The organism is Cupriavidus sp. 21MJTG02-4, from assembly GCF_057798975.1.
The window spans coordinates 345,483-368,407 of the sequence record NZ_JBYOJP010000003.1; the positions used below are offsets into that span (position 1 = coordinate 345,483).

Genomic DNA, 22,925 nt, shown 5'->3' on the forward strand with positions numbered 1-22,925 from the left:
CCAATGTAAGCCGCAATCGGTACTCAGTCAACGATTCTGGTACCAGAACGTCTGCTGGCATGAGCGCCCCGCAGTCGGGGCGAACACCGCACAGCAGGGAGACTGGCGTGCGGAAATGCAATTTTTGGTCGTAATGCGCTACATAAGGCACATTTCTGCAGTGAAAAATCGCACGCGACGCCACTTTCAGCGTATCAATTCATCACTTTTCTATTAAATGCGAATGATTCGTATTTGTCTTTTTATTTGTATCGTCTTATACTCACGCCCCGTCATGAATGACTTGAATGAAAGGCTTCTATATGGCCAGAACTTGTGTTCATGACCATGCATTGATGAACCAGAAAGGGAAGGTAAAACGTGAAAGGACAACAGGACACATTGCGGCTGAATCCGCTCGCCTCGGCGCTGGCCGGTGCGGTGGCAGCCTTTGCCATGCAGGGTGCCGGGGCCCAGGAAAGCAAGGCGGCCGCCGGGGCAACGACGACTCAAACCAAGCCGGTGACGTTGCAGAGCGTGACCGTGACGGGCACGCGGGACGACGGCTACAAGGTCGATGCAGCCCAGTCCTCCAAGTTCACCGCCCCGCTGCTCGACACCCCGAAATCCGTCACGGTGGTACCCGCCGAAGTCGTGCAGCAAACTGGTTCAGGTTCCCTGCAGGAGGCGTTGCGGACCACGCCGGGCATTACCTTTGGCGCCGGCGAGGGCGGCAACCCGATCGGCGATCGTCCTTTCATCCGCGGCTTCGACTCCATGTCGAGCATCTACGTCGATGGCGTGCGCGACACCGCTTCGCAGACGCGCGACACGTTCAATATCGACCGCATCGAAGTCATCAAGGGCCCCAGCTCGGCCTTCGGCGGCAAGGGATCGGCCGGCGGCATGATCAACATCGTGTCCAAGCTGCCGACGGCCGAGACCTTCACGCAGGGATCGCTGGGCGTCGGCACGGACTCGTACTTCCGCGCGACGGCGGACGGCAACTACCTGCTCAACGACAACACCGCGGTGCGCCTGAACGCCATGGGCCAGAGCTTCGACGTGCCCGGCCGCAATGAAGTCGACCAGCGCTCGTGGGGCTTTGCGCCGTCGGTGACGTTCGGCCTGAATTCGCCGACCCAGGTCACGCTGCAGTACTACCACCTGCAGGGCAACGGCATGCCCGACTACAGCATCCCGTACAACCGTGGGTCGACGGCGCCGACGAAAGAGAACCCGATCGGTCCGGCGAACGTGAATCGCAACAACTTCTACGGCCTGACCGACCGCGACTTCCAGAAGACGCAATCGGACATCGCCACCGCGATCATCAAGCATGATTTCCGCAACGGCCTGGTGTTCAGCAACACCACGCGCTGGGGCCGTGCCAGCAACAACTACATCGTCACCAATCCCGATGACAGCCGTGGCAATGTGGTGAATGGCTACGTGTATCGCAGCTACAAGAGCCGCGACTCGAGTACCGAGACGCTCACCAACGCCACGGACCTGAGCGCCGAGTTCCATACCGGCCCGCTCAAGCACAACGCCAGCTTCGGCTTCGAGTTCAGCCGCGACAACACCGAGAACAATCCGTACAACGTGGTCTCGGCCGGCCCGTCAGGCAGCACCTGCAATGCGGGATTGCTGGCCAGCTTCGACTGCACGTCGCTGTACAACCCGACCCCAAACGACCCATGGCGCGGCAGCATCTCCAAGATGCCGTACACCACGACCACGACCACCAGCACCCAGTCGGTCTACCTGTTCGACACCGTCGAGATCACCAGGCAATGGCTGGTCAATGGTGGCGTGCGCTACGACAACTACAACACCCACGCCTTCACTCCGGCTTACAAGAACCCGAACACAGGTGCGGCGGCGGCGGCGGCGGACATCCGCAACAACTCGCACTTCTTCAACTACCAGGCCGGCATCGTCTACAAGCCGGTGGAATACGGCAGCATCTACCTGTCCTATGGCACGGCTTCGACGCCGCCCGGATCGACCAATGGCGACGGCGCCGACAATATCGCCGCGACGCAACGCAGTCTGGACCCGGAGCGCTCGCGCGCGATCGAACTCGGCACCAAGTGGGACCTGTTGTCGCGCCGCCTGTCGCTGACCGGCGCGATCTTCCAGATCGAGAAGAACAACGCCCGCGTGGCGCTGGACGCCAACACCACCATCAACGCCGGCAAGCAGCGCGTGAAGGGCTTCGAGCTCGGCTTCGCGGGGAACCTCACCGACAAGTGGGGCGTGTTCGGCGGCTATACCTACCTGGACAGCGAACTGATCGACAACGGTCCGCAGGCCGCGAACGCCATCAACAATGGCAACCAGTTCCCCAATACGCCGAAGAACAGCTTCAGCCTGTGGTCGACCTACCAGGTCCTGCCAGCCTTGACGGTGGGCGGCGGCGCCTACTATGTCAGCCAGGTGTATGGCAACCCGGCCAACTCGCTGTATGTGCCGGCGTACTGGCGCTTTGATCTGATGGGTGCCTACCGCGTCAACAAGAACCTGACGCTGCAGCTGAACATCCAGAACCTGTTCGACAAGACGTACTACACCAAGGCCTTCGCGGCGCACTATGCGGCGCTGGCACCGGGGCGTTTTGGGATGCTGACGGCGAACTTCAGGTTCTGAAGATGCCTGCCGGTTGATTGATACAACCATTGCGAGCAACCGCGAGTTCCGGCGTCATGTCGGGCTCGCGGGTTTTTTGGTTTTGGATTTGAACGGGCATCGTTCTTGGCAGGCGCCGCTGTTTCGCCGGCGTAGCCGGCGACCTACTTTCTTGTCCGAGCGACAAGAAAGTAGGCAAAGAAACGCGTCGCTTACCCTAACGGGCGAATATTGATCGTAGTGTGCGAGGAATTTCGTACGGGTATTCGCTTCAGAGTCTGCCCCGCTGCCTGCCGCGTGGAGCGCGTCCGCATGCAGGCTCTCCAGCAATGATTGAACCAGCCCCGAAACTGTCCGTGGCCCGACATTGCTCGCGCTATCGCATCATCGCCTTCGGCTGCTGCGCGGCTCACTAGTCGGCAGGCGGGACGACATCAAGGGCGCAGATGCTGGTGCTTCCGAGTCTTCTCCTCCCTTCCGTTTCCTCGCTTTTCGCTGAGTGCGCGCAGCGCAGCCTTGAACGATGCCACGCAATTCAGCGAAGAACCTTTTTCGCGACGCGGGCAGCGAACCGCCATGCAATCGGTCAAGCATCAGCCCACCGCCGCAGCAGATTGTGATAGACCCCGGTCAACCCGACCACGTCGGCATCCTTCTGTCCCATCGCCTGCGCAACATGCTGGATGCGCGTATCGAGTTCAAACAGCAAGGCGCGTTGTCCATCGTCGCGCACCATGCTCTGGATCCAGAAGAACGATGACACGCGCGCGCCGCGCGTGACCGGCGTGACGTGGTGCAGGCTCGTGGCCGGATACAACACCATGTGTCCCGCCGGCAGTTTGACGCGATGCTGGCCGTAGGTATCTTCCACCACCAGCTCGCCGCCGTCGTAGTCTTCCGGCTCCGTCAGGAACAGCGTCGCCGACAGGTCGCTGCGTATCCGAAAGCTGGTACCGCGCAAGTAGCGGATGGCGTTGTCGACATGGTTGTCGAACGCGTGGCCGCCTTCGTAGCGGTTGAACAAGGGCGGAAACACCTTCAACGGCAGCGCTGCGGCGAAGAACGTCGCGTTGGCACCCAGCGCATCCTGGATCAGGTCGCCCACTTGCCGCGCAACCGGCGAGCCCTCCGGCAATTGCATATTGCGCTTGGCGAGCGCCGACTGGTGTCCGGATGTCGCATTGCCATCGGTCCATTCCGCGGCATCCATCAGTTGCCGGCATTGCGCCACCTGGGCCTTGGACAGGACGTCCGGAATCTGCAGCATCATGCTTGAACCTACCTTCGGGATCGGGGATCGTGAACGGATCAGAGCGCCGATTGTAGGCAAAAACGCCCATCAACACAAATAAGAATCATTCTCTATTTAGGAGGGTCAAGGACCTCGTGATGGCAGGTCGCCAGCCGCGTGGCGCAGGCCGCATCATGCCGGTCCTCGCCTCGTGGGCTTCCTTCCCACAGGGCATTCACATCACGCAGTGATGAAATCCGCGGACGAAGTTCGCCAGGAACTGCCGGTGCGTCGCACTAGCATGCGGCAAGTCGTGCGCCGGCCGCACCGCGCGCCAGCCATCAATGTGAAAGCGAACCACAGGCGAAGCGCCTCAGGACGCCCGCCCGCACGGTGGCTCGGGATGCTGCGCGATCGAGTCCTGGGAGCAGTTCTGATGCGCCGTCTGCGATCGAGGAAATTGTCCGGTCGACTTCGACCGGACCTTCGGGCCTAGACTGCCGCCATCGGCCGGTACGGCTCGTTGGCGGGGTCGGGAAATGCCAGGGACAGCGGGGCCTGCACACCCTCCACGCCGCGTTCGTCCTCATCCAGGAACTGCGCCACCGTATTGGCGACCAGCCGGCGGTCGTTGTCGATACTGAGCATGTGATAGCTCTCTTCCACAACCAGTAGCCGCGAAGCATGGATTTGCCGGTTGAGGAAGTAGGCTGAACGCAGGCTGGTCAGCTCGTCTTCGCGTGCATGGATAATCAGCGCCGGCCGCGCCACGTGCCGGACGCGCTTGCGCACGTAGCGGCTCAGGCGATCCAGTTCGCGAATGCAGGCAAGCGGTGTCCATGAATAGTGGAAGGTATCGCCCCGCAGGAAGCGAGCCTTGATCGCCGCGCGCAACACGCCGTTCTTGACGCCAAACGGCTCGGATTCCTTCACGCGAAAATTGTTGCGCACCTTGGGAACGTGATAAGCCAGATGCCGCAGTTCGCGATACCAGGGCAGCGACCAGCCATCCAGGAACACCGGCGTCGCCAGTGCAACGACCCTTCCCCGCTTCTCGCCGACCAGCTGGCTCAGCGCCAGCGCCAGCAAGGCGCCCATGCACATGCCAACGATGTGAACGGTATCGTGCCTGGCTCGCAGGTCGAGATACTGGAGGGATACCGCTTCGAGCCAGTGCTCGAAACGCACACCGACCAGGTCTTCGGGACGCGTGCCATGTCCTGGCAGTACGGCGTACTTCGTTTCGTACCCTTCCCCCCTCAGTGTCTTCTCCACGAGCCGCAACTCATGTTCGGTCCCACCGAGGCCGTGGATCAAAAGGGCCGCCGCTGTCTTGCGTGAACCCGTAGCATCGCCACCCAACAACTTTCCGTCCACTGTTCTATTCACTTTCATTCGGGTACTGCGCCGCGGCGCTGTGCAGCGCTTTCGCCACCTAGCTCGTAATCGTTTGTAAACGAAACAAATCATCATCTCGTTGACATTCGGAGGCTAATAGTCTGGCACGCAAGTGTCGCCCTTCACATCAGGATTTCCCCGTCACTGCCACGAATGAAGAACATTTGCACTGACAGCAAATGGAGGTTGAATCACGCGACGAAGGGAGTCGTGGCACACCGCCCATCGTCAGAAATAATCGTCAGCCCTTCGAAAAAATCATTTCCTCTCGAATTTCGCCCCTCATCCGCGGGATGCGCCCGGACTCATCAGGGCAAGACTCAGGATGCGGCTCTTCGGAAGAGGACTTAGGCGGGGCTGAGCAGCACCGCGTGGCTGGCACGCCGCCGCAGGCCAGACAGATTTCGAAACAAATTGCGTGGGACTTCGCGTCATCGAACGAAGCCGCGGTCCCGTTAGTCGGCTCAAGCGGGATCAGACCGGGACCGGCTGGCGGCCCACTCCCGACGTACAAGGTATTTGACCATGAAGAAGTTCCTGACCATCGGCCTGCTGGCCGGACTTTCAGCCCTTGCATCGGCCAGCGCGCAAGCCCACGTGGACGTCGGCATCGGCATCGGGCTGCCCGGGCCGGTCTACGCCGCCCCACCGGTCTACGCGGCACCTGTCTACGCGCCGCCCCCGCCCGTGGTCGTCCAGCCCCAGCCTGTGGTCGTTGCGCCCGGCTACTATGGCGGCTGGCGCGACCGCGAGTGGCGTGAGCACGAATGGCGCGAGCAGCGCTGGCGCGAGCATGAATGGCGTGAGCGTCACCGGGAATGGCGCCACTGGCGCGAGGACGACTGAACGTCCTTCATGCGCCCCGGAAGGGCGCCTCAGACCCCATTCCACAAGGCGGAATCCGCCGGCAGGCACGCCGGCCAGCGCGCGCCTACGCCGCGGTCTTCACCTGAGCCTCGAGTTCGGCAATCTTCTTGCGCAGGGCACGTTCTTCCTGGAAGCGCACGGTCTCGTCACGGATGACAGCGACGATGCCCGATATCTTTCCGTCGGGCCCATGCAGCAGCGACACCGTGAAAGCGATCGACATGGCCTTGCCGTTCTTGTCGACGGCCGGCACTTTCAGCAGATCATGCCCATAGCGCGTGATGCCGGTGGCCATGGTCTTGTCATAGCCCTCCCAGTGCCGGCCGCGCAGCCGTTCCGGAATGATCAGGTCCAGCGACTGGCCCATGGCTTCGGCCTGCGTGAAGCCGAACATGCGTTCGGCCGCCGGATTCCAGAGCGTGATGGCGCCGTTGGCGTCGGAGATAACGATGGCATCGCCGATGGCGGACACCAGTTGTTCGTGGTCGATGCTGGCTTGCATGGGGATCCCCTCTTTGCCGGTCATTGCGGCAGGGTGTATGGATTGACGGCACTACGGCAGCTGACGCGACACAGTTTGGCACAGCTGCGCGTTGCAGTAAAAAACGCCGGAGACCGCTTGCGCGGCACTCCGGCGTTCAGTCCCGTTCAGGCATCGGCAAACCGGCTCAGATCACCTGGCTTTCGCGCAGGCGCTTGATGTCTTCCGCGCCGTAACCGAGGCCTGCCAGCACTTCTTCGCTGTGCTCGCCCAGCAGCGGCGAGCCCGTGATTTCCGGCTTGAGATCCGAGAACTTGATCGGGCTGCCCACGGTCAGGTAGGTACCGCGCTCCTTGTGCTCCACTTCGGTGATCGAGCCGCTGGCGCGCAGCGACGGATCCTCGGCGATTTCCTTCATCGACAGGACCGGCGAGCAAGGGATGTCGAACTTGCGCAGGATATCCACCGCTTCGTACTTGGTCTTGTCCGCGAGCCAGTCCTCGATGGTCTTGAAGATATCGAAGATGTGCGGCTGGCGTGCCTTGGCCGTGGCGTAGTTGGGATCGCTGATCCATTCCGGCTTGCCCAGCGCCTTGCAGATCGGCTCCCAGGCATGGCCCTGGATGGTGAAGTAGATATACGCGTTGGGGTCGTTCTCCCAGCCCTTGCACTTCAGCACCCAGCCCGGCTGGCCACCACCGCCGGCGTTGCCGCCGCGGGGCACCACGTCGCTGAACTCGCCATGCGGGTACTGCGGATACTCTTCCAGGAAGCCCAGGCGGTCCAGGCGCTGCTGGTCGCGCAGCTTCACGCGGCACAGGTTCAGCACGGCGTCCTGCATCGACACGGCCACCTTCTGGCCCTTGCCGGACTGCTGGCGGCCGATGATGGCGGTCAGGATACCGATGGCCAGGTGCATGCCGGTGTTCGAATCGCCCAGCGCGGCGGCCGACACGGTCGGGGGACCGTCCCAGAAGCCGGTGGTCGACGCGGCGCCGCCGGCGCACTGCGCCACGTTCTCGTAGACCTTCAGGTCTTCATAGTGGTGGCCGTCGCTGAAGCCCTTGACCGACGCCACGATCATCTTCGGGTTCAGTTCGTTGATGCGTTCCCACGAGAAGCCCATGCGATCGAGCGCGCCGGGGCCGAAGTTCTCGACCAGCACATCCGATTCGCGGATCAGCTGTTCCAGGATCTTCTTGCCGTCGGGTTTCTTCGTATCCAGCGTGAGCGAACGCTTGTTGCTGTTGAGCATGGTGAAGTACAGCGCATCGACATCGGGGATATCGCGCAGCTGCGTGCGCGTGACATCGCCCGAACCAGGACGCTCCACCTTGATCACGTCCGCGCCGAACCAGGCGAGCAGCTGCGTGCAGGCGGGGCCGGCCTGGACGTGCGTGAAGTCGATGATCTTGATACCTTTCAGTGGGAGGCTCATTTTCGTTCTCCTATTGGATAAGAAGGATGAAATTCGGGTGGATTCGGGTGGGGGTGGATTACTTCTTCGCCGAGCTTTGCGGATTCAGATTGGTCAGGCGGCCGCTTTCGGTGCCTGCCGACGGGTCGATGACGGCGTTGACCAGCGTGGGCTTGCCCGAGCGCAGGGCTTCGTTCACCGCGGCTTCGAGTTCCGCCGTCGTGGTGACGTTGGCGCCGACACCGCCGAATGCTTCCATCATCTTGTCGTAGCGCGCGCCCGGGACGAACGTCGTGACAGCGGGATCCGCGCCGCCGGTCGGGTTCTTGTCGATGCCCTTGTAGATGCCGTTGTTGTTGAAGATGACGATGCAGACCGGCAGGTTGTAGCGGCAGATGGTCTCGACTTCCATGCCCGAGAAACCGAACGCGCTGTCACCGCACAGGGCCAGCACCGGCTTCCTGGTTTCGACCGCCGCTGCGACCGCGTAGCCCATGCCCACGCCCATCACGCCCCAGGTGCCGACGTCCAGGCGCTTGCGCGGCTCGTACATGTCGATCACGGCACGGGCGTAGTCCAGCGTGTTGGCGCCTTCGTTGACGAACGAGATGCTGGGATTGGCCTTGATGACGTCCTTCAGCACGCGCAGCGCGGTGTGGAAGTTCATCGGCGAGACTTCCTTGTTCAGCATCTCGCCCATCTTCGCCAGGTTCTTGTCCTTGCGCTCGTACACGGCGTTCAGCCATTCGGCAGGCGGCTTGGCGAAGTCGTTGCCGACCTTGCCGAGGATGGCGGCGACGCACGAACCGATGTCACCCACCACCGGCGCGGCGATGGCGACGTTGCTGTCCATCTCGGTCGGCGAGATGTCGATCTGGATGAACTGCTTCGGACCGCCCCAGGTCTTGCCCTTGCCGTGCGCCAGCAGCCAGTTCAGGCGGGCGCCCACGAGCAGCACCACGTCGGCTTCAGCCAGTACATACGAGCGTGCCGCCGAGGCCGATTGCGGGTGCGTGTCGGGCAGCAGGCCCTTGGCCATCGACATCGGCAGGTACGGAATGCCGGTCTTCTCGACCAGCGCGCGGATATCTTCGTCGGCGCGGGCGTAGGCGGCGCCCTTGCCCAGCAGGATCAGCGGACGCTTTGCGCCCTTCAGCAGCGCGACAGCACGGTCAATCGAGTCCGGTGCCGGCAGTTGGCGCGGGGCCGGATCCACGACCTTGATCAGCGACTTCTTGCCCTTCTCGGCGTCCAGCGACTGGCCCAGCAGCTTGGCGGGCAGGTCAAGGTAGACACCGCCCGGACGGCCCGAGACCGCGGCACGAATGGCGCGGGCGATACCGACACCAATGTCTTCGGCGTGCAGCACGCGGAAGGCTGCCTTGGCGTGCGGACGCGCGATGGCCAGCTGGTCCATCTCTTCGTAGTCACCCTGCTGCAGATCGACGATCTCGCGCTCGCTCGAGCCGCTGATCAGGATCATCGGGAAGCAGTTGGTGGTGGCGTGCGCCAGCGCCGTCAGGCCGTTCAGGAAGCCAGGGGCCGACACGGTCAGGCAAACGCCCGGCTTTTGCGAGATAAAGCCGGCAATCGCTGCGGCGTTGCCTGCATTCTGCTCGTGGCGGAAGCTGATGACGCGCATGCCATTGGCCTGCGCCAGACGCGCCAGATCGGTGACCGGAATGCCGGGCAGGCCGTAGATGTTTTCGATGCCGTTCAGCTTGAGCGCGTCGATGACCAGATGAAAACCATCGGTTTGTGCCTGATGTTCTTCCGCGGCGTGACGCTGCAGCTCATTTCCGACTTCTGCCATGGTTGCTTCCTTCTATACAAATTGACTGGGGTTGGAATTCTTTTATTTCAGGGTGTCTTGCGCGGTGGTGGTCCTGTACCGCTTCGCTTCGCCTTCTGACATACCTGGTCTCCTCGTTGGACGCGTCTTGGTGGTGCGTGGGGCCTGTCCCCTTGCCTTAACCCCGCCGGTCCGATCAACCGTCTTGATGACATACGGTATGTGATATATCAGAGAACGGCAAGCTATTTTCCTACTCTGCGATCAACTTTCGTCGGTGCACCGCAGCAAATTTGATTCTATCTACGCCTAAATCAGCACAACTCCTGAATCCGTGCCATTCATTCGCCATTCGCACAGATGCCGGTTCTCAATTCGCATGCTGACTGCATTGCGCGTTACATCGTTTAGATATATTACATACCACGTTTTCAGACGCTTTAAGGCCTTCCGAAAAGCCTTGCAACGTCCTCAACGGCTCATGCCTGCCTTGCTCCAGGCGCTTGCGCCTGATGGCCTGGCGCAAGCGCCAGGCCTCCTGGAAACATCAATACCTCGCGACAGGTACGGTCATGCCCGGATCAATCCCCGCCGCGCCTGGCCGATGCGCTCGCAAGGAAGGGCATGTCCGACACCGGCATGCGCGCTTCCGAATGGCCCGTGATAAACCGCTTGCGCATCGGCGCCAGCACCAGCTTTGCCGACAGGCCTGCCGCGATGGTCACCACGGCCGCGACCGTGAAGACCGCGTCCCAGCCTCCGTGCGCTGACAGGACGGAAGCCAGCGGCACAAGCATCGCCGCCGTGCCTTTCGCCGTGTACAAGGTGCCGGCGTTAGCCGCCGCGAACTTGCTGCCGAACGTATCCGCGCACAGCGCCGGGAAGATCGAGAAGATCTCGCCCCAGAACAGGAACGTCAGTGCCGCGAAGAACATGAACGCATAGGGATTCTGGCCAAACTGCATGAGCCCGAGCAGCGCCAGGCCCTCGCCGATAAAGATCACGAACATCGTGTTCTCGCGGCCGAAGCGGTCCGACAGGAAGCCGCACAACGGACGGGTGAAGCCGTTGCACAGGTTGTCGATCGACAGCGTCATGGTCAGCAGCGGCAGCGTCATGCCAAGCATCGTGATCGGCATCGAGGCGAAGCCGAAGTCCTTGGCGATCGGGCCCAGCTGCGCCGTGGCCATGATGCCGCCCGCGGCCACCGCCACGAAGCTCACATAGATCAGCCAGAACACCGGCGTCTTGACCATCTGTCCCGGCGTGAATTCCACCGGGTTGGTCAGCACGGCCTTCGCCGCCACCGCACCCTTCGGCGCCTTCGGCTTCACCAGCAGCAGCGCCAGCGCGAAGATCGCAACGCCCTGCAGGATGCCGAAGAACAGGAACGCTTTCTCGTATCCCGCGCTATGGATCATGTTCGCGATCGGAATCACCGTGATCGCCGCGCCCGCGCCAAACCCTGCGGCCGTGAGACCCGCAGCCAGACCACGCTTGTCCGGAAACCACTTCAGCGCGTTGCCGACGCAGGTGCCATATACGCCACCGGCGCCAATGCCCGCGATCACCGCGGCCGCGTACAACTCCGGCAGCGTCGTCGCATACGCATTCATGACCCACGCCAGCCCCGCGCAGAGCGCACCGCCCGCCACCACCGGGCGCGGGCCGAACTTGTCCACCAGCCAGCCTTCCAGCGGCACCAGCCAGGTTTCGGTCACGATGAAAATGGAAAACGCCACCTGGATTGCGGACGTGCCCCAGTGATGCTTGGCGTCCATCGGTGACACGAAGAGAGTCCAGCCATACTGCAGGTTTGCCACCAGCCCCATGCAAACCACGCCTACGGCCAGTTGGAACCAACGGTTCTGCAGGCCACGTCCTTCACCGGACGCGACTACCGCTTCTTGATGCGCCATCTACCTGTCTCCTGGTGCTTTTTCTGCGTCCTCGTCGGGACTGCTTGGGCCTCTTGACTTCGGAGCCCTTGTTCACAACTGGATCGGCGCCTGACATTGCGGCACGTAAATCTCGGAATTGATGCTACCCGATGCTTAATTTCGTCAGGCTTAAACTTTTTTATCGTATGTATTTACGATCGTTTATATATTGCAGATTTCGCATCAATTTCATGCCAGGCCGCCGCATGACTGCGCTTTGATACATAAGCGATCGTCATCAACGGCGGCCGGCGGCGCGCGAAATCAGGCCGGAACTTCCTCGAGCTGGCGCAGCAGCGCGTCCACGCTGCCCTTGGCATCGCCAAACCACATCCGCGTGTTCTCCTTGTAAAACAAGGGGTTGTCCACGCCCGCATAGCCCGCGGCCATGCTGCGCTTGGAGACCACCACGGTACGCGCCTTCCAGACTTCGAGCACCGGCATGCCGGCGATGGGACTGGCGGGGTCTTCGAGCGCCCCCGGGTTAACGATATCGTTGGCGCCGACCACCAGGACGACATCGGCGTGCTCGAAGTCCTCGTTGATCTCCTCCATTTCGAGCACGATGTCATAGGGCACGCGCGCCTCCGCCAGCAGCACGTTCATGTGCCCGGGCAGGCGGCCGGCCACCGGGTGGATGCCGAAGCGCACATTGACACCTTGCGCCTTGAGCCGCCGCGCGATCTCGCTGATGGTGCCCTGTGCCTGCGCCACCGCCATGCCGTAGCCGGGAACGATGATGACCTCGTTCGCGTCCTTCAGCAGTGCGCTGACTTCGTCGCTGGAGACCGGCAGCACTTCGCCCTGCTCCGTCGCCGTGCCCTTGGCCTGCGTCGCGCCGAACCCGCCCAGGATCACCGACAGGAACTTGCGGTTCATGGCCTTGCACATGATGTAGCTGAGGATGGCGCCGCTCGACCCCACCAGCGCGCCGGTGATGATGAGCAGGTCATTGCCGAGCATGAAGCCGGTCGCCGCAGCGGCCCAGCCCGAATAGCTGTTCAGCATCGACACCACCACCGGCATGTCGGCACCGCCGATCGCCGCGACCAGGTGCGCGCCCACCAGCAGCGCGATCACCGTCATCACGCCCAGCGGCACCAGCCCGTCCTGCGCCGACCCCGCGTTGATGAACTGGTAGCCCAGCACCACGCATGCGGCGAGCGCCACCGCATTGAGCATGTGGCGGCCCGGCAGCAGCGTCGGCTTGCCGCCAAGCGTGCCGCGCAGCTTGAGGAAAGCGATCACCGAGCCAGTGAAGGTCACCGCGCCGATCAGGATGCCGAGGTAGGTCTCCACTTCGTGGATCGCTTTCTCGGCGCCCGTGAGCGCATGCGAATCGAGGTAGTTGGCGTAGCCCACCAGCACCGCCGCCAGCCCGACGAAGCTGTGCAGCACCGCCACCAGCTCAGGCATCTGCGTCATCTCGACGCGCCGGGCCAGCACCGCGCCGGCGCCTGCGCCGAGCACCATCGCACCGATGATGATGGGCACCCCGTCGGGGCTGCCTGCCAGCACCGTGGTCAGGATGGCAATGGCCATGCCGGCGATGCCCAGCATGTTGCCGCGCCTGGCGGTGGCCGGATGGCTCAGCCCGCTCAGGCTGAGGATGAAGAGCGCGCTCGCGCCCAGGTAAGCAATATTGCTGATTCCCGAAGGCATGTCTGTCTCCTCAGTCGCGCTGGAACATCTTCAGCATGCGCTGCGTCACCAGGAAGCCGCCCGCGATGTTGATGGTGGCGATCAGCACCGCCGCGCCGGCGATGATGGCGGTGGCGAGCGTCGGCTTGCCGAGTTGCACCAGCGCGCCGACCACGATGATCCCGCTGATCGCGTTGGTCACGCTCATCAGCGGCGTATGCAGGGCGGCGGTCACGTTCCACACGACCTGGTAGCCGACGAAGATCGCCAGCACGAACACCGTGAAGTGCGCCATGAAGGCTGGTGGTGCCACGGCACCGAGCCCGAGCAGCGCAATCACGGCGATGGCCAGTGCGATCAGCGTCGAGCCGGTGCGGCTGGGTGCTTCGGCAGGCTCGGCCTGTACCGGTGCCTCGGCCGCTGGCGCCGGTGGCGGCAGGGTCTTCAGCGGTGGCGGCGGCCACGTCACGTCGCCCTGGTGCAGCACGGTGGCGCCACGGATCATCTCGTCATCCATGTCGACCACGAGCTGGCCATCCTTGCCAGGCGTCAGTTCCGTCAGCAGGTGCCGGATATTGGTGGCGTAGAGCTGGCTCGACTGCGCCGCCATGCGGCTGGGCAGGTCGGTGTAGCCGACGATGGTGACGCCCTGGTGCGTCACCGACTCCCCGGGCACGGTCAGCACGCAATTGCCGCCCTGCTCGGCGGCCAGGTCCACCACCACGCTGCCGGGACGCATCAGCGCCACCGTGTCGGCTTCGAGCAGGCGCGGTGCGGGCTTGCCGGGGATCAGCGCGGTGGTGATGATGATGTCCACCTCGCGCGCCTGTTCGGCGAACAGCTTCATCTCGGCCTCGATGAACGCCGGACTCATCTCCTTGGCATAGCCGCCGCCGCCGTTGCCGTCTTCCTCGATTTCCACCGTCAGGAATTCGGCGCCGAGGCTTTCGATCTGCTGGCGCACCACGGGCCGCGTGTCGAACGCACGCACGACGGCACCCAGGCTGCGCGCCGCGCCGATGGCGGCCAGGCCTGCCACACCGGCGCCGATTACCAGCACGCGGGCGGGCGGGATCTTGCCCGCTGCCGTAATCTGCCCGGCAAAGGGGCGGCCGAAAGCATGCGCGGCTTCGATCACCGCGCGATAGCCCGCCATATTGGCCATCGAGCTGAGCGCGTCCAGCTTCTGCGCACGCGAGATGCGCGGCACGCAGTCCATCGCGAGCACCGTGGCGCCGCGTTGCGACAGCCGTTCGAGCAGCGCCATCTGCTGCGCGGGCCAGACGAAGCTGATCAGCGTGGCGTGCTTCTTGAGCAGTGCCGCTTCTTCCACGCCCAGGCCCGGATGTACCTGGGGCGGGCGCACCTTGATCATGACATCGACCGATGCCCACAGGCTGGCGGCATCCACGATGGCCGCGCCGGCGGCCCGGTAGGCATCGTCCGAAAACGACGCCTGCTGGCCGGCGCCGGATTCCACTGCCACCTCATAACCGAGCTTGGTCAATTCCCTGACCGAATCGGGCGTCGCGGCAACGCGCCGCTCCCCGGGATGGACCTCCCGGGGGACACCAATTGTCATTGGCATGGCTTTCCCTTTGATTGTTGGGCGCTGTTGGGCAATTACCCGCGCACGTGATTCACCAGCGAGCCGATGCCTTCGATGCTCACCTCGACCACTGCGCCGTCCTTCATCGAACCCACGCCCAGCGATGTGCCCACGGCGATCACATCGCCCGGCATCAGCGTCAGGTCCTGCGAGATGCGGCTGACCTGCTCCTCGGGCGAAAAGATCATGTCCGAGAGCGGGTAGTTCTGCCGCTCCACGCCATCGAGCCGCGTCTTCACGCTGGCGGCGCGCCAGTTGAAGCCGGGCACGATGGCCGGGCCGATACAGCCGAAGGTGTCGAAGCCCTTGGCACGCGTCCACTGCGGGAAATTGGGATCGGCGGCGATCAGCTCGGCGGCGGTCACGTCATTGACCACGGTGTAGCCGAAGATGTGCGACGCCGCCTCGGCCACCGACACATTGCGCGCCTTCTTGCCGATCACGATGCCAAGCTCGCCCTCGTAGACGATCTTGCCGTCATAGCTGCGCGGGCGCTCCACGGCATCGCCGGGGCCGGCCAGTGAAGTGCCCGGCTTGATCAGGAACAGCGGGTGCATCGGCACGGGCTTTTCCAGCTTGCGCGCCAGCGCGTGGAAGTTGTTCCACAGCGCCACGACCTTGCCCGGCTCGCAGGGCGCGAACAGGTGCAGCTCGCCAAGCTTGTGGATGGCGCCGGTGGGTTGAGGATCGGCATAACCGGGGCCATCGTATTCAATGACGCGGTCGCCATCGGCACCTTCGGTGCGGCCGTGGCCGACACTGCCGTCTGCACGGCGGAAACGAATCCAGGATTGCACAGCACGAACTCCTCCGGCGGGCAGGCGTCAGGCATGCCCGCTCGGTGTGGGAAACAGGGGGAGAGAGGGACTGTCGGGCGCTCAGACGGCGCCGGCCAGCTTCATCGCAGCGATCTGGGCCGGCGTGCGGCCCAGCCACTCCAGGATTTCCTCGGTGTGCTCGCCCAGCAGCGGGGCACGCTCGACCTTCACTGGGGAGTCGGACAGCGCGATCGGCGAGCCCAGCTGCACGTACTTGCCGCGCGTCGGGTGCTCCAGCTCCACCAGGTAGCCGCGCTCGTACATCGACTGGTCCTCGATCAGGTCCTTCATCGACAGGATCGGGCCGCACGGCACATCGACTTCGTTGAGCGCGTTCATCACTTCGAACTTGGTCAGGCTCGAGGTCCACTGCTCGATGATGCCGAAGCACTGCCCCAGCTTCTTCAGGCGGACCTCCGGCGAGGCGAACTCCGGATCGGTGATCAGGTCCTCGCGCCCGCACAGGCGCATCAGCGGCTCCCAGCCCTGCGGCTGGATGATGACGTAGACGTAGTCGTTGGGGCCGCCCGGCGAGCAGCGCAGCGCGGCGCCCGGCTGGCCACCGCCCGATGCATTGCCCGCGCGCGGCACGTGATCGTCGAACTGTTCGTTGGGGTACTCGCGCAGCGGGCCGGCATCGAGCCGTTGCTGGTCGCGCAGCTTCACGCGGCACAGGTTCAGCACGGCATCCTGCATGGCGACTTCCACGCGCTGGCCGCGCCCGGAATGCTCGCGCTGCAGCAGCGCGGCCAGGATGCCGACCACGCAGTGCACGCCGGTGCCCGAATCGCCGATCTGGGCGCCGGTGACCGTCGGCACGCCGGCGGCGTCGCCGGTGGTAGAGGCCGAACCGCCCATGCATTGCGCCACGTTCTCATACGCCTTGCAGTCCTGGTACGGGCCGGGGCCGAAGCCCTTGATCGACGCATAGATCAGGCGCGGATTCAGGTCCTGCAGGTGGTCCCAGTCGAAGCCCGCGCGCGCCAGCACGCCGGGACCGAAATTCTCGATCAGCACGTCGCTGCGCTGGACCAGGTCTTCGAGCAACGCCTTGCCTTCCGCCGTCTTCATGTTCAGCGTCAGGCTGCGCTTGTTGCTGTTGAGCATGGTGAAGTACAGGCTGTCGGCGTTCGGCACGTCGCGCAGCTGGCTGCGGGTGATGTCTCCGCGCCCCGGCATTTCCACCTTGATCACGTCGGCGCCCATCCAGGCCATCAGTTGGGTGGCCGATGGGCCGGCCTGGACGTGCGTCATGTCCAGGATCCGGATGCCCTCCAGTGCTTTTCGTTCCATGGCGATGTCTCCTCTGCTTTGTTTAACTTGTGCCGGTCATTTCGACCCGTCCTGATGACATACGGTATGTGATATATCAGAAGACAGCAAGTAGTTTTCCTGTCGGACGGCGAACTTTCGTCGCTGCAATGCAGCAAAACCAACGGCACCCGTGGGCCCTGCGCTTCGGCGCCAGCCCTTATCGGGCCTGAGCTGGCGGGGGCAAGCCGGAATCAGGGCGAGGAACGTCGCCAACTATTCAGTGGATGTTGCGTCAGATGCACTGATATATTACATACCAGAATTTAAGGCGTCGAGAAACCCAGAATGCAAGAACGGCGGACAAAGTCCGCCGTTCCGATAGCTTGGCCGCTGCCCTGTTGCGGCAGCTCAGTCGAGGAAATCGCAGTGCTTCTCGACGTAGTCGGCCAGGTCCAGCGAGTGCTGCCGCACCAGCCGCTCGGCCAGCTCGGTATCGCGCTTTTCAAGTGCCTCGATGATGCGCAGGTGATCGACGATCGAGCGCGCGGCCCGGTCGCTCTGCGAAATGGTCATTTTCCGGATGGCCCGCACATGGATGAAGATATTGCGGATCGTGTCCATGATGATCTGCGACCTCGACAGTTGCACGATCGCCTGGTGGAACACGATATTGGCGTCCGAGTACTCTTCGATGTGCTCGGCCGGCGTCGAATCGCGGAAGCTGTCGAACATGCGCCGCAACTGGGCGATCTCGGCATCGGTGGCATTCAGCGTGGCAAGACGCGCCGCCATGCTTTCCAGCGCCGCCCACATCTGGATCATCTCGACGATCTCGCGCTTGGTCTTGCGCATGATGTAGATGCCGCGCCGGGGCACGGTGCGCAGGAAGCCCTCCTGCTCGAGCAGCGTCATGGCCTCGCGGATCGGCGTGCGGCTCACGCCCATGGCCTCGCTCAGTACGCGCTCATCCAGCCGGATCTCATCGCGCGACTGATAGATATCCGCGTCGGCAATGGCCTGGCGCAGCATGGCGTAGGCCTGGTCGCGCAGGCTGGCGCCGGCGTTGATGGGTTGCACGGACAGGGCCAGTGCGGGCGGCGGGACAATCGGTTGGCTTTGCGCAGACATGAATAAGCTCGTGTGAGACCGGTGGCGCGGCAGCCACAATGGCAGCCCGCCGCATTCCTGCACAGCTTAGCAAAATCGCCTGGAGTCATTCTCGAATCGCATCAAACCCCGATGGGGTTCGATGGCGGCGTCCGCGCGGTGCCCGGTCTGTCGTATATGGTATATCACAATGGCTATCCCTTCCCGGCGGCGAAGCCAAGAAAACGTGACTTTTGCCGCGATGCCATGACGAAACGCGCCGCCCGGACCATACGAATATGTGCCGGGCGGCGTGGCGCAGTGGCTGATCAGGCCGCCAGTCGCGCCATCTCGTCGCGCTGCTTGATCAAACCGAGAACGGCGTCGCACATCGGCGTGGGATGTTCGACCAGCCGGCCCATCTCCTGCACCACCGTCAGCAGCGGATCGATTTCCATCGCCCGGCCCGCTTCCAGGTCCTGCAGCATCGACGTCTTGTGCGCCCCTACCGCGCCCGCGCCGTTGATGCGCCGTTCCACGTCGACGCGGAACTTCACGCCGAAGGACTCGGCAATGCTCTGGGCCTCCAGCATCATCTGGCGGGACAGCGCACGCGTGGCGGGATTGGCGGTGATCACGTCGAGCGTAGCGTGGGTCAGCGCGCTGATCGGGTTGAAGCACAGGTTGCCCCACAGCTTGAGCCAGATCTCGTCGCGAATGTTGTCGCGCACCGGCGCATCCAGGTCGGCGGCCATCATCATCTGGCTGAGTCGCGTCACGCGCTCGGACTGGCTGCCGTCCGGCTCGCCCAGCGGAAATTTCTTGCCATACACGTGCTTGATCACGCCGGGCTCGATGATTTCGGCGGCGGGATAGACCACGCAGCCGATCGCGCGCTCGGGTCCGAAACCACGCCATTGCCGGCCGCCCGGGTCCACGCTTTCCAGCGTCGAGCCGGCCAGCTGGCCGCCATGCTTGTAGAAGTACCAGTACGGAATGCCATTGACGCCCGTGACGATCGCAGTCTGCGGGCCCAGCAGCGGCTGGATCAGGTCCACCACGCCGGGCACCGAATGCGCCTTGAGGGTGATGAACACATAATCCTGCGGCCCGAGTTCGCGCGGGTCGCTGGTGCAGTTCACCTTGGCCACGCGCTCCTCGCCGTCGATCAGCAGCCGCACGCCGTTGGACTGCATGGCGGCCAGGTGCGGGCCGCGCGCGACGAAACTGACCTCCGCCCCGGCGCGCGCCAGCTGAGCGCCGACATAGCCACCGATGGCCCCTGCCCCATAGATGCACACTTTCATTGCCTGTCTCCTTGATGGCTCGATAGTATTCGTTGATATATCACATACTATATTCCACAAAGGCAGACGACAACCCTAATCTTCATGTTCGAGTTTTCCGTCGTCACAAGCACTTGCTACCATGTCTACGACACTGCGCTTGCGGGCCAGCGGCAAGGGCCCTCCTACACTCGACTGGAGCTCCCATGGAATCGTCCCTTGCATTGCTGCAGGATCCCGCCGCCTGGGCTGCGCTGGCCACGCTGGTTGCGATGGAGATCGTGCTGGGCATCGACAACCTGATCTTCATCTCCATCCTCACCAACAAGCTGCCGGAAACCATGCGGGAGAAGGCGCGGCGCGTTGGCATTGGCCTGGCCCTGATCCTGCGCCTGGCACTGCTGGCGACGATTGCCGTGATCGTTACGCTGACCGAGCCGCTCTTCACCGTGCTGGGGCGCGGCATTTCCTGGCGCGGCCTGATCCTGATCGCCGGCGGCGCGTTTCTCGTCTGGAAGGCCACGCGTGAAATCCACCATCACGTCGCGGGCGAGCCCGAGGGCGGCGACGACACTGGCAAGGCCAGCGCGACCCAGAGCTTCGCCAGCGCCATCGGGCAGATCCTGGTGCTGGACCTGGTGTTCTCGATCGACAGCATCATCACCGCCGTCGGCATGACCGAACACGTCGAGATCATGTTCATCGCCGTGATTGCGGCCGTCACCGCGATGTTGTTTGCCGCCACGCCGCTCGCCAACTTCATCAACCGCAACCCGACCATCGTGATGCTGGCGCTGGCGTTCCTGATGATGATCGGCATGACGCTGATCGCCGAAGGCCTCGGCACCCATGTGCCCAAGGGCTATATCTATACGGCGATGGTGTTCTCGGCCGCGGTGGAGGGGCTGAACATGATCTCGCGGAAGCGGCGGGCGCAACGCAGGGTCCGCGCCGGCGAGTGACTGAGTCGCTCCCTCGCTGTAACAGTCGGTGTCCGAACTTTCGCCGGACCGGGGCGTCTCTTACAGTTCTGCACTGACGCAAGACAAAAAAAGGACGCCGACGCCACATGATGAATCGCCGCACCCTGCTGGTTTCCGCCACCGCCTCCGCTGCCCTGGCCGCACTGGGCATCACTCCGTCGGCGTTGGCCGCCAGCGGGATCAAGCTGGGCGACCCGCGCCCGTTCAGCTTCGACGCCCTCATCGACCAGGCCCGCGCGCTGGCCGGCAAGCCCTACGCGGCGCCGCCCGCGCCCCCGCCCGAGGTGCTCGACCGGATCGACTATGACGCCCACGGCAAGATCCGCTTCCGTCCGGAGAACGCGCTGTTCGCCGACGGCCCCGGCCAGTTCCCGGTGACGTTCTTCCACCTGGGCACCTACTTCCGCACGCCGGTCCGCATGCATGTGATCGACCGCGGCCGCGAGGGCAAGGGCAATGCGCGCGAGATCGTCTACGAGGAAAGCTACTTCGACATGCCCGCCGACAGCCCCGCACACAAGCTGCCGCGCGGCAGCGGCTTCGCAGGGTTCCGCTTCCAGGAAAGCCGCCTGGGCGACCAGAAAGCGAGGGACTGGAAAAAGAACGACTGGGTCGCCTTCCTGGGCGCGTCGTATTTCCGGGCGATCGGCGAACTGTACCAGTACGGCCTGTCCGCGCGCGGCATCGCCATCGACGTGGCCGAGGCGGGCAAGGCCGAGGAATTCCCGAACTTCACCCATTTCTATTTCGAGACGCCCGAAGGCAAGAGCGACACCGTGACGGTCTACGCCTTGCTCGACGGACCGAGCATCGCCGGCGCCTACCGCTTCGTCATGCAGCGCGGCAAGGCCGTGGTGATGGACGTGGAATGCGCGCTGTTCCTGCGCAAGGATGTGGCGCGCCTCGGCCTGGCACCGCTCACCTCGATGTACTGGTTCTCCGAGACCATGAAGGGCACCGCGGTCGACTGGCGCCCGGAAGTCCATGATTCCGACGGCCTGGCCCTCTGGAACGGCGCCGGCGAGCATATCTGGCGACCGCTCAACAACCCGCCGCAGACCATGGCATCGGCGTTCGCCGACGACAACCCGCGCGGCTTCGGCCTGCTGCAGCGCGACCGCCAGTTCGACCACTACCAGGACGGCGTCAATTACGAACGCCGACCCAGCCTGTGGGTCGAGCCGCGCGACGGCTGGGGCGCCGGGGCGGTGCAGCTGGTTGAACTGCGCACCGACGACGAGATTCACGACAACATCGTGGCCATGTGGGTGCCGAAAGCACCGGCGCGCGCGGGCACTACCTACCGCCTGCGCTACCGCCTGCACTGGCTCGCCGACGAACCATTCCCGAGTCCGCTCGCGCGCTGCGTGGCCACGCGCATGGGCAACGGCGGGCAGCCCGGGCAGCCGCGCCCGCAGGGCGTGCGCAAGTTCATGGTGGAGTTCAAGGGCGCCCCGCTGGAAAAGCTGCCGTTCGGCGTCAAGCCGGAAGCGGTACTGAGCGCATCGCGCGGCAAGTTCTCCTATGTCTTCACGGAAGCCGTGCCGAATGGCGTGGCGGGCCACTGGCGTGCGCAGTTCGACCTGGCCGCCGACGGCAAGGAGCCGGTCGACCTGCGCCTGTTCCTGCGGCTGGGCGGCAAGCCGCTGTCGGAAACCTGGCTTTATCAGTACCACCCGTTCCAGTCGCCGACGGGCTACGGCGCCTGACACGCCCGCGGTGCACACTATTGCGTCGCAGTGATGTCAGCGGCTTGCGAGCGGGTATGATGACCGCTTACACGGATCCATCAGCCAGCTTCACATGATCTCCACCGAATTTTCCGGCGGCGCCGATGCCGGCCAGGCTTCGTCGCTGCCGCGTTCCGAGCGCGCCTACCAGCAATTGCGTGCGGCCATCCAGGCCGGACAGCTGTCCCCGGGTACGCGCCTGCGCGAGGTGGAACTGGCCGAATCGCTGGGTCTCTCGCGCACGCCGGTACGCGAAGCGCTGTCGCGGCTGGAATCCGAAGGCCTGGTCGTCAACGAGCCCAATCGCGGCATGATGGTCACGCAGCTCGATGCCAGCATGGTCAGCGAGCTCTATGTCATGCGCGAAGTGCTGGAAGGCACCGCGGCCGCGCTGGCCGCCCGCCACGCCACGGACGTCGAGATCTCGCTGCTGCGCGATATTGTCGAGCGCGACCTGTCGATGGCCGACGACCCCGACCGCCTGGCCGGCAACAACCGGCTGTTCCACGAAACCCTGCATCGCTGCGCCCACAACCGCTACCTGCTCAAGACGCTGCGCTCGCTGCACGAATCGATGGCGCTGCTCGGCCGCACCACGCTCGCGGTGCCGGGACGGGCCCGCGTTTCCTACGAAGAACACCTGGCGCTGGTCGAAGCCCTGGAAAAGCGCGACCCCGCGCTCGCCGAGCAGATCACGCGCCGCCATATCCAGCAGGCGTACAAGGTACGCCTGTCACTCTGGATCGAAGAGCAATCGTCCTCGCTCTGACCGGATCGGCGCG

General features: G+C 63.9%; 17 protein-coding genes. 5 read left to right on the forward strand and 12 right to left on the reverse strand.

From position 1 onward, the window contains the following. The first annotated feature begins 360 nt into the window (after nt 1-360). Nucleotides 361-2,631, forward strand: a complete 2,271-nt coding sequence (locus AC3FKH_RS07925; protein ID WP_488674410.1) for a TonB-dependent receptor — start codon at nt 361-363, stop codon at nt 2,629-2,631. Between the two features lie 565 nt (nt 2,632-3,196). On the opposite strand, the gene AC3FKH_RS07930 is transcribed toward AC3FKH_RS07925, so the two are convergent. After that, the gene (locus AC3FKH_RS07930) at nt 3,197-3,880 is read right to left on the reverse strand and encodes a Fe2+-dependent dioxygenase (RefSeq protein WP_488674411.1); all 684 of its coding nucleotides are present in this window, start codon (nt 3,878-3,880) and stop codon (nt 3,197-3,199) included. A gap of 453 nt (nt 3,881-4,333) precedes the next feature. Continuing rightward, nucleotides 4,334-5,236, reverse strand: coding sequence for an alpha/beta hydrolase (locus AC3FKH_RS07935; RefSeq protein WP_488674413.1), 903 nt, complete (start codon nt 5,234-5,236; stop codon nt 4,334-4,336). Between the two features lie 528 nt (nt 5,237-5,764). Here AC3FKH_RS07935 and AC3FKH_RS07940 point away from each other — a divergent pair. After that, nucleotides 5,765-6,085 carry a hypothetical protein gene (locus AC3FKH_RS07940; protein ID WP_488674414.1) on the forward strand — a complete coding sequence of 107 codons (321 nt, stop codon included), beginning with the start codon at nt 5,765-5,767 and terminating at the stop codon, nt 6,083-6,085. A gap of 85 nt (nt 6,086-6,170) precedes the next feature. Here AC3FKH_RS07940 and AC3FKH_RS07945 read toward each other — a convergent pair whose 3' ends face one another. The 10 genes from AC3FKH_RS07945 to AC3FKH_RS07990 form a co-directional block, all read right to left on the reverse strand. Continuing rightward, a complete protein-coding gene (locus AC3FKH_RS07945; protein ID WP_488674416.1) occupies nt 6,171-6,608 on the reverse strand; it encodes a PAS domain-containing protein in 438 nt (145 codons plus the stop codon). A 166-nt stretch (nt 6,609-6,774) separates the two neighbouring features. Further along, entirely contained in the window at nt 6,775-8,025 is a 1,251-nt protein-coding gene (frc, locus tag AC3FKH_RS07950) for a formyl-CoA transferase (protein WP_488674418.1), read from the reverse strand. 58 nt (nt 8,026-8,083) lie between these two features. Beyond that, nucleotides 8,084-9,817, reverse strand: a complete 1,734-nt coding sequence (gene oxc, locus AC3FKH_RS07955) for an oxalyl-CoA decarboxylase (protein WP_488674420.1) — start codon at nt 9,815-9,817, stop codon at nt 8,084-8,086. Nucleotides 9,818-10,377: 560 nt separating this feature from the next. Next, entirely contained in the window at nt 10,378-11,715 is a 1,338-nt protein-coding gene (gene oxlT / locus AC3FKH_RS07960) for an oxalate/formate MFS antiporter (RefSeq protein ID WP_488674421.1), read from the reverse strand. Between the two features lie 285 nt (nt 11,716-12,000). Then, nucleotides 12,001-13,398 (reverse strand): Re/Si-specific NAD(P)(+) transhydrogenase subunit beta, encoded by a 1,398-nt coding sequence (gene pntB / locus AC3FKH_RS07965; RefSeq protein WP_488674423.1) that lies wholly within the window; start codon nt 13,396-13,398, stop codon nt 12,001-12,003. Nucleotides 13,399-13,408: 10 nt separating this feature from the next. Beyond that, entirely contained in the window at nt 13,409-14,965 is a 1,557-nt protein-coding gene (locus tag AC3FKH_RS07970) for a Re/Si-specific NAD(P)(+) transhydrogenase subunit alpha (protein ID WP_488674425.1), read from the reverse strand. A 35-nt stretch (nt 14,966-15,000) separates the two neighbouring features. Beyond that, nucleotides 15,001-15,783: a fumarylacetoacetate hydrolase family protein gene (locus AC3FKH_RS07975; protein ID WP_488674427.1), complete on the reverse strand. Its 783-nt coding sequence runs from the start codon at nt 15,781-15,783 to the stop codon at nt 15,001-15,003. An 81-nt stretch (nt 15,784-15,864) separates the two neighbouring features. After that, nucleotides 15,865-17,097, reverse strand: a complete 1,233-nt coding sequence (frc, locus tag AC3FKH_RS07980) for a formyl-CoA transferase (RefSeq protein WP_488674428.1) — start codon at nt 17,095-17,097, stop codon at nt 15,865-15,867. A 369-nt stretch (nt 17,098-17,466) separates the two neighbouring features. Beyond that, entirely contained in the window at nt 17,467-18,186 is a 720-nt protein-coding gene (locus AC3FKH_RS07985; RefSeq protein ID WP_488674429.1) for a GntR family transcriptional regulator, read from the reverse strand. Nucleotides 18,187-18,473: 287 nt separating this feature from the next. After that, nucleotides 18,474-19,451 carry a 2-dehydropantoate 2-reductase gene (locus tag AC3FKH_RS07990; RefSeq protein WP_488674431.1) on the reverse strand — a complete coding sequence of 326 codons (978 nt, stop codon included), beginning with the start codon at nt 19,449-19,451 and terminating at the stop codon, nt 18,474-18,476. 185 nt (nt 19,452-19,636) lie between these two features. On the opposite strand from AC3FKH_RS07990, the gene AC3FKH_RS07995 reads away from it, so the two are divergent. The 3 genes from AC3FKH_RS07995 to AC3FKH_RS08005 all read left to right on the forward strand — a co-directional run bounded on the left by AC3FKH_RS07995 (nt 19,637) and on the right by AC3FKH_RS08005 (nt 22,912). Beyond that, nucleotides 19,637-20,392 carry a TerC family protein gene (locus tag AC3FKH_RS07995; RefSeq protein WP_488674433.1) on the forward strand — a complete coding sequence of 252 codons (756 nt, stop codon included), beginning with the start codon at nt 19,637-19,639 and terminating at the stop codon, nt 20,390-20,392. A 107-nt stretch (nt 20,393-20,499) separates the two neighbouring features. Then, nucleotides 20,500-22,122 carry an OpgD/OpgG family glucan biosynthesis protein gene (locus AC3FKH_RS08000; protein ID WP_488674435.1) on the forward strand — a complete coding sequence of 541 codons (1,623 nt, stop codon included), beginning with the start codon at nt 20,500-20,502 and terminating at the stop codon, nt 22,120-22,122. 94 nt (nt 22,123-22,216) lie between these two features. Continuing rightward, the gene (locus AC3FKH_RS08005; protein ID WP_483713854.1) at nt 22,217-22,912 is read left to right on the forward strand and encodes a GntR family transcriptional regulator; all 696 of its coding nucleotides are present in this window, start codon (nt 22,217-22,219) and stop codon (nt 22,910-22,912) included. Nucleotides 22,913-22,925: the final 13 nt, after the last annotated feature.

Bases quoted from the DNA above. Each gene is read 5' to 3' on its own strand.
- frc (WP_488674418.1), bottom strand. From the start codon at position 8,025: ATGAGCCTCCCACTGAAAGGTATCAAGATCATCGACTTCACGCACGTC.
- pntB (WP_488674423.1), bottom strand. From the start codon at position 13,398: ATGCCTTCGGGAATCAGCAATATTGCTTACCTGGGCGCGAGCGCGCTC.
- AC3FKH_RS07945 (WP_488674416.1), bottom strand. From the start codon at position 6,608: ATGCAAGCCAGCATCGACCACGAACAACTGGTGTCCGCCATCGGCGAT.
- frc (WP_488674428.1), bottom strand. From the start codon at position 17,097: ATGGAACGAAAAGCACTGGAGGGCATCCGGATCCTGGACATGACGCAC.
- AC3FKH_RS08005 (WP_483713854.1), top strand. From the start codon at position 22,217: ATGATCTCCACCGAATTTTCCGGCGGCGCCGATGCCGGCCAGGCTTCG.
- AC3FKH_RS07970 (WP_488674425.1), bottom strand. From the start codon at position 14,965: ATGCCAATGACAATTGGTGTCCCCCGGGAGGTCCATCCCGGGGAGCGG.
- AC3FKH_RS07995 (WP_488674433.1), top strand. From the start codon at position 19,637: ATGGAATCGTCCCTTGCATTGCTGCAGGATCCCGCCGCCTGGGCTGCG.
- AC3FKH_RS07930 (WP_488674411.1), bottom strand. From the start codon at position 3,880: ATGATGCTGCAGATTCCGGACGTCCTGTCCAAGGCCCAGGTGGCGCAA.
- AC3FKH_RS07935 (WP_488674413.1), bottom strand. From the start codon at position 5,236: ATGAAAGTGAATAGAACAGTGGACGGAAAGTTGTTGGGTGGCGATGCT.
- oxlT (WP_488674421.1), bottom strand. From the start codon at position 11,715: ATGGCGCATCAAGAAGCGGTAGTCGCGTCCGGTGAAGGACGTGGCCTG.
- AC3FKH_RS07940 (WP_488674414.1), top strand. From the start codon at position 5,765: ATGAAGAAGTTCCTGACCATCGGCCTGCTGGCCGGACTTTCAGCCCTT.
- oxc (WP_488674420.1), bottom strand. From the start codon at position 9,817: ATGGCAGAAGTCGGAAATGAGCTGCAGCGTCACGCCGCGGAAGAACAT.
- AC3FKH_RS08000 (WP_488674435.1), top strand. From the start codon at position 20,500: ATGATGAATCGCCGCACCCTGCTGGTTTCCGCCACCGCCTCCGCTGCC.
- AC3FKH_RS07990 (WP_488674431.1), bottom strand. From the start codon at position 19,451: ATGAAAGTGTGCATCTATGGGGCAGGGGCCATCGGTGGCTATGTCGGC.
- AC3FKH_RS07985 (WP_488674429.1), bottom strand. From the start codon at position 18,186: ATGTCTGCGCAAAGCCAACCGATTGTCCCGCCGCCCGCACTGGCCCTG.